The sequence below is a fragment of the Candidatus Zixiibacteriota bacterium genome, from assembly GCA_034439475.1.
Taxonomy (GTDB): Bacteria; Zixibacteria; MSB-5A5; order GN15; family FEB-12; genus JAWXAN01.
The window spans coordinates 21,155-27,154 of the sequence record JAWXAN010000024.1; the positions used below are offsets into that span (position 1 = coordinate 21,155).

Consider the following 6,000-nt stretch of genomic DNA (forward strand, 5'->3'; position numbering starts at 1 on the left):
GGTGGACTTCTCTTTTACGCAGAAACCAAGACTCGCGGGGCATAAGAATGACCCACGCTACAAGATGAAGAGAAGACGAAATGGAATGCCACGCCTGACCGCTGAGGGTGGTCCGTCACCGAAGCCGCTCCTCGTAACGACACATGTATTGGTCTCTGTTCACTCCAATACTTAGATCGTAAACTTCCCATTGCGATAGATGATTTTTCTGTCGGCAGTTATCTCCCCGCCCTGCTTTAAATCACAGACCATATCCCAATGGAGTGCGCTGTGGTTTTTTCCGCCAGCTTCCGGGATTGAAGCCCCTACCGCCATGTGGCATGTTCCGCCGATTTTTTCATCAAAGAGGATATTTCGTGAAAATTGCTTTATCTCATAATTGGTGCCAATGGCAAACTCACCAACGGAGCGTGCTCCCCGATCCATATCGAGCATTGCCGTCAGGTAGTCCTGATTTTTCCCGGCGGTCTCAGAAACTACTCTTCCCTTTTTCAAGTTAAGCCGCACGTTTTGTACTTCGCGCCCGCCATAAACTGCCGGAAACGAAAAACGAATATGTCCCTCGACCGAGTCCTCTATGGGGCAGGTGAAAATCTCTCCGTCGGGGAAATTCTCTGTTCCATGACAACTTATCCATTTGCGTCCCTTCACACGGAGCCTGAGGTCGGTCTCATTGGTCAGAACATGGATTTGGTCAAGCGTGTCGAGAATCTTTGCGAGCCGCATCTGTTCTTTTTCCATTCTCAGCCAATGTTTGACCGGATCAGCCGATGTAATATGTCCCGCTCCGTAGACAAAATCTTCGTAATCACTCAGAGACATCTCCGCGTCCTGGGCGTCAGCCAAGGTGGGGAATTGTGTGCCGACCCAGTTGAGCGATTTGTCGGCGACTCGTTTGAAAATAGATTTCAGAATCGGCCCTCTCCCTTTTTGTTTGAGCGCCTGTCGTTTGGGATCAGTTCCGGTAAGATAGCTGGTATTTTCGCTCCCCCATATCACAAGCAGGGCGTCGACTTTGTCGGCTTCAAACCTTGCAACTGGCGAAAGAAACTCAAGCTGGTCATCACTGCCATATTTGAGCATCTTCTCTTCAAGGTCGGGTATGTTGACCTGGACATATGGATATGCGCCAACTTTCACAGCTTCCTCATAAGCCGCTTTAATGAGCGGCAACGAAACAACTTCGCCTTGGATTTTTATCAGATGTCCCTTTTTTAGTTTTAGGGAATAGTTGATAAGCAGTTTCGCAAGTTTTGTTACGCGGGGATCAGTCATTGGGGCAATTTCCTTGTGTTGAAAGTTCGGCGGTCACATGTAGGATTATAGTTTTTCACCATCTCAGAGTGCGCCTTCTAAACGGAGCAAGGTTTTCTTCATTTCAATACCACCACCGTATCCGCCAAGACCATTCGAGGCGACAACGCGATGGCAGGGGATGACAATTGGAAGATTATTGCAGGCGTTGGCAGTGCCGACAGCCCGCGATGCCAGAGGACTGCCTACTCGCGCCGCTATTTGGCCGTACGATTCTGTTTTGCCGTAAGGGACTTTTGCGACAGTGCGAAGGACCTTGGTTTGGAACGGACTGGCTTTTATATCGAGCCTTAAGTTAAATTTTTTGAGTTTCCCGTTGAAATACAATCTGAGTTGTTTCTCAACTTCTTGATTTAACTTTCCGCCTTGAATTATTTCATACTCACCAAAGTATTTCTCAAGTCGGTCTTCGAAAGCGCCTGCCGAGTCGCTCGGAAGGGTGATGATCGCCACTCCCGCATCGGTATAGGCCGTGTGGATGCGTCCAAGGTCTGAACTAAACGAATGTATATAGACAATTTTCGATGAGGTCATATTTGTACATCCATCAGAACAACCGTTCCACTTTTCCTTCGACTTGCTCAAGAGGGACCTGATGAAGGTCACTCAACTTCCCGAGATTAAATGTCCCTATCAAAATAGAAGAGCGTTCGACAAAAGTCAACGGCCACTCCTCTGGTAAAGTAAAACCTTCGGGCAGGAAATGCGTGTAAGGGATATCGTCGACTATTAGCTGCCCGTTCTGAATCACCACTTGTTCATCGGGCCCGGCTATTACTATCCCAGTAGTGCGTTCTCCTGGGTTGTCTGTGAATGAAACAAAATCGCCCGGATTTGGAACCGTCACTATTACTTTATTGTCCATGAAAAACAAATTAGCCGAATACGCAAGCCGGCTTGTCGATAGATAGTCCCCCTGCTTGTAGACTGGGCTGAGTTGATTGTTTTTCACAACGAACCATGTCGGCGAATTACGAAGAAGAAAATACGCCGGGGTCGCAGGAGACAGAAATTGATACGTCAGAGCAATAGCAAAAAAGACGAGCATCTTTCTTATTGGCGGGCTGTGCGAATAGTGTTTGGAGTTGACAGCGCGAACCAGATCGAAAAATGTGAGAAAATAAAAGATAAGCGGCAGAATAAAGAGCGCGCTATTGGCGACAAAAGATAATTGGACAAAAAATGAAAAATAAAAGAGCGCCGCAGTTATAAGCGTAATGAGCCACACGAAAACTCCAAACGAGTATTCCCGCCATAACGCATGACCAATCCCCGGAAAAAGAAGATTGAGAAGAACCGATAGGAGAATCTGACTTAGTGATTGGTTAGCGGCCATGACTTACTGTCCAAAAAACATACATTCGACGAGTCCTTTATAGCGTCTCGGAAGTACTAAACCGATAGAATTAAAGAGCTTTAGAGTAAACGACATAGATATTAAGACGTTCGGACTAAAAAAATGTTGCATCCAAGGATTTAGAGGAAAACTTAATGCTATATCGGATAGAGCTTTACCGAAGTATTTCCATCAATCTTACGATTTACGGAAACAAAGCATCAATTGTAACTGTATAGGATGACAAGAGATACGAAGTCAAACCGGCGTTGCTCGCCCCTTGACAAAATTGCCAAGTGGAATAGATTATGCTAAACAATATGCCCGTCACCGGAGGTTAATGTCCATGTTACGATACGCTGTTCAACTGTTCGGGGTCACATTATTCGCGCTGGGTCTTATTTGGTATGCTGGGCCTGGTGATGCGAGCCAGACTTCCGATCGTCCTGAACCGGCACTGTGGGCCGACACCATGCATATCAATTTGAATGAATCTAAAACACCGACCGAAGCTGAGCCGACTCAGGATCGTGATACGATGTTTAAGAATATCCGCAAACTCAACAATGCGGCGTTTTATATCCGCAACAATTATATGGAAGATGTCGATCTCGAGAAAATGGTCCAGGCCGGTATCAGCGGAATGCTGACCGATCTTGACCGCTTCTCTGTGCTCATGGAGAAATCTTCTTACGATGCCCTGATGGAAAGCACCCATGGCAAATATTCCGGTCTGGGTATGCAGATCGATTCGCGCGACAATCAGATTGTCATTATCACGCCAATGGAAGGCACACCCGCTTACCGTAAAGGACTTCGCGCCGGCGATATAATCACCAAGATCAATGACAAGACAACTGAAGGGATGAAATCTGCAGACGCTTCGGGCATGATGCGGGGCGAAGCCGGCACATCGGTCAAGCTTACCATTAAAAGATCCGGAATCCCGGAACCGATTGATTTCGATGTCGAACGCGCCGTTATTGAATTAAAATCAGTCAACTACTCCGGCGTCATTCCCGGGACCACGGTTGGATATATCAGACTTTCGCGATTTGCCGAAGAAACCAGCCACGAGCTTCGTGATGCTATAAGCAGCCTTAACGAAAAGAATGTCACTTCGCTTGTACTCGATCTCCGCTCCAACGGCGGCGGACTATTGGATCAGGCAAAAGAAACGGCCGAGCTTTTCTTGCAGGAAGGACGCGAGATCGTCTATACCCGTGGAAAAGACGAAACCTCCGAGAGACATTATCGCTCGGAACGGCCGCCGCTCTTTCCAGACAAGCCAATGGTTGTGCTTGTTGACGAGGGAACAGCTTCAGCCTCCGAAATCGTCGCAGGCGCAGTCCAGGATTGGGATCGCGGACTTATCGTCGGAAATACTACCTACGGCAAGGGTCTCGTTCAGCAGATATTCCCTATCTCCAACGATGGCTCAGTTGCCCTCAAACTGACTACCGGCAAATACTATGTCCCGTCAGGACGCTGTATCCAGCGCTCGGATCGACAGAAGAAGCCGGGATCGACCGCTACTCAAGCTTCAGCCCCTGAGGAAGAGGAATTGGAGCCAGGCTCGGATACACTGAAGACCGCAGATCGCGAAGTTTTCTATACCAATGGCGGACGGGTGGTCTTTGGCGGCGGCGGAATCGTCCCTGATATCGGCGTCGACCGCGAGACATGGAAAACTATCGAGATTAATCTTGAGCGCAAATCGATGTTCTTTGATTTCGCGATCAAATATGTCTCCGGGCATCCTGATGTAAAGCCTAACTTTGATGTGACTCCTGATGTGGTCAATGAATTCAAGGCTTTCCTCAAAGAAAAAGACTTCACCTACAAATCAGCAATGGAAATCGCGCTGGAAGATATGAGGAAGACAATTGGCGCAGAAAAAAAAGACAGCCTCTTTGAACCCGCTCTTCATTCACTTGCGACACTGATTGACGATGAAAAAGTAGCGGATTTTAATAAATCTGAGGACTACATCAAGCGCGCCATCAAACGCGAGATTGTTTCTTCGATAGCTGGAGAACGCGGTGTCTATGAGAATATCATCCTGACGCAGGATAAAGCGGTCAAGGAAGCTCTGAGAATAATTAGTACCCCAAGTGAATATTCGCGATTGATGAAGGAAGGCCAGAAGAAAGCCGACTCGTAGTCTTCGCTGACGTATGAAATGAAAAGGCGCCTTAACAAAGGCGCCTTTTTTTATTGGCACCGATTGATCAGCCAGTGTTGGTGTACGTTCCAGCCTAGGCGGACTCGGGAGCCCCGTGCATCAACTAAACCCTATTTCTTCGTGCGGCGGTCCCGCCGCGGCGGACAGTCGCGCATCATAGAGTCTGGCTCCGAAGTTGTGATAGTCAAAATACCCATGCTGGTCATGCTCTTTACCGGTAAACTGCCAGGCAGTTGGATAGCTTCCGATGCCTTCAAATATCGCTCCGAAGGCCTCGTATCGATTGGTTTCCATGACATGCACGCTACTCCCCTTCATCGGCAGAACGCCCTTCACGACCACACGGGTGGTTCCGATATGGTCGTTCATGTGGAAGTACAGGTATGTATCCTTGTTCTGGTTATATGTGGCCACTTTCCCAGCGGGACCGTTGACAAAGAGGTCAATCACGCTATCCCGTTTATCATAGACGGCAATGAGAGCTCCGGCATCATAGAGGTAGTGGTAAGCTACAAATACAGTGCTTATTTATCGTTTACGCAGTTCAATCGGTGTCAATCGTATCTTTTGCTGTCCTGAGCAGTTGTGTACATTCTTTTGACCGTTTCATAAGTAAGGCAGTCTTGTCAGCACGAGAGCTATCGGTCATAGACATTGTATCTCTATTTGCAATTCGGTGTATCAAAGTGTCTTTATATAAATAGTTTTCTTCTATATCCGTATTGATGATAATTGGTCCTAGAGAATCTTCATAATATGGCCTTGCATATGTTTCACTTACTACATTCACAAAAATCAACTTAGAATCGATGTAATAATACTCCTCCTTCCCATGAGTAATTGCTCCATAGCCGTCTGCAGTAATTTTTCTTAATGCGTTTCCATCGAAGTATCCTACTAGCTCTACTCCCTCATCGGTTTCAAAGTCATCAGTAGCACGTACGTACTCTAACCCACCAAGAGATAACTCGATTGATTGAACACTGTCGATTATCGCAGCTACATGATCTAAGTGTTCAGCTGGGCCTCGATTAATGCATGCAGCTATAATTGTCGATAGACATATTGTACTGCTCCCCATTAGTCAAGCAGATTTGAAGAGTGTCTCATGGCCTAAGTTATAGGTTACTTCGGCCTGGTTCGGCGTCCGGTACTTGAGCGCCGA

Annotated in this window: 6 protein-coding genes; 1 reads left to right on the top strand and 5 read right to left on the bottom strand. The window is 47.2% G+C overall.

The window, feature by feature from the left end; genetic code table 11:
- Window positions 1–171: 171 nt before the first annotated feature.
- The 3 genes from SGI97_02970 to SGI97_02980 all read right to left on the bottom strand — a co-directional run bounded on the left by SGI97_02970 (window position 172) and on the right by SGI97_02980 (window position 2,650).
- A complete protein-coding gene (locus SGI97_02970) occupies window positions 172–1,275 on the bottom strand; it encodes an aminopeptidase (GenBank protein ID MDZ4722856.1) in 1,104 nt (367 codons plus the stop codon).
- Between the two features lie 63 nt (window positions 1,276–1,338).
- Window positions 1,339–1,848 (bottom strand): methylated-DNA--[protein]-cysteine S-methyltransferase, encoded by a 510-nt coding sequence (locus SGI97_02975; GenBank protein ID MDZ4722857.1) that lies wholly within the window; start codon window positions 1,846–1,848, stop codon window positions 1,339–1,341.
- A 13-nt stretch (window positions 1,849–1,861) separates the two neighbouring features.
- Window positions 1,862–2,650: a S26 family signal peptidase gene (locus SGI97_02980; protein ID MDZ4722858.1), complete on the bottom strand. Its 789-nt coding sequence runs from the start codon at window positions 2,648–2,650 to the stop codon at window positions 1,862–1,864.
- A 346-nt stretch (window positions 2,651–2,996) separates the two neighbouring features.
- On the opposite strand from SGI97_02980, the gene SGI97_02985 reads away from it, so the two are divergent.
- Window positions 2,997–4,814 carry a S41 family peptidase gene (locus SGI97_02985; GenBank protein MDZ4722859.1) on the top strand — a complete coding sequence of 606 codons (1,818 nt, stop codon included), beginning with the start codon at window positions 2,997–2,999 and terminating at the stop codon, window positions 4,812–4,814.
- Between the two features lie 120 nt (window positions 4,815–4,934).
- On the opposite strand, the gene SGI97_02990 is transcribed toward SGI97_02985, so the two are convergent.
- Window positions 4,935–5,285 (bottom strand): hypothetical protein, encoded by a 351-nt coding sequence (locus tag SGI97_02990; GenBank protein ID MDZ4722860.1) that lies wholly within the window; start codon window positions 5,283–5,285, stop codon window positions 4,935–4,937.
- A gap of 94 nt (window positions 5,286–5,379) precedes the next feature.
- The gene (locus SGI97_02995; protein ID MDZ4722861.1) at window positions 5,380–5,916 is read right to left on the bottom strand and encodes a hypothetical protein; all 537 of its coding nucleotides are present in this window, start codon (window positions 5,914–5,916) and stop codon (window positions 5,380–5,382) included.
- Window positions 5,917–6,000: the final 84 nt, after the last annotated feature.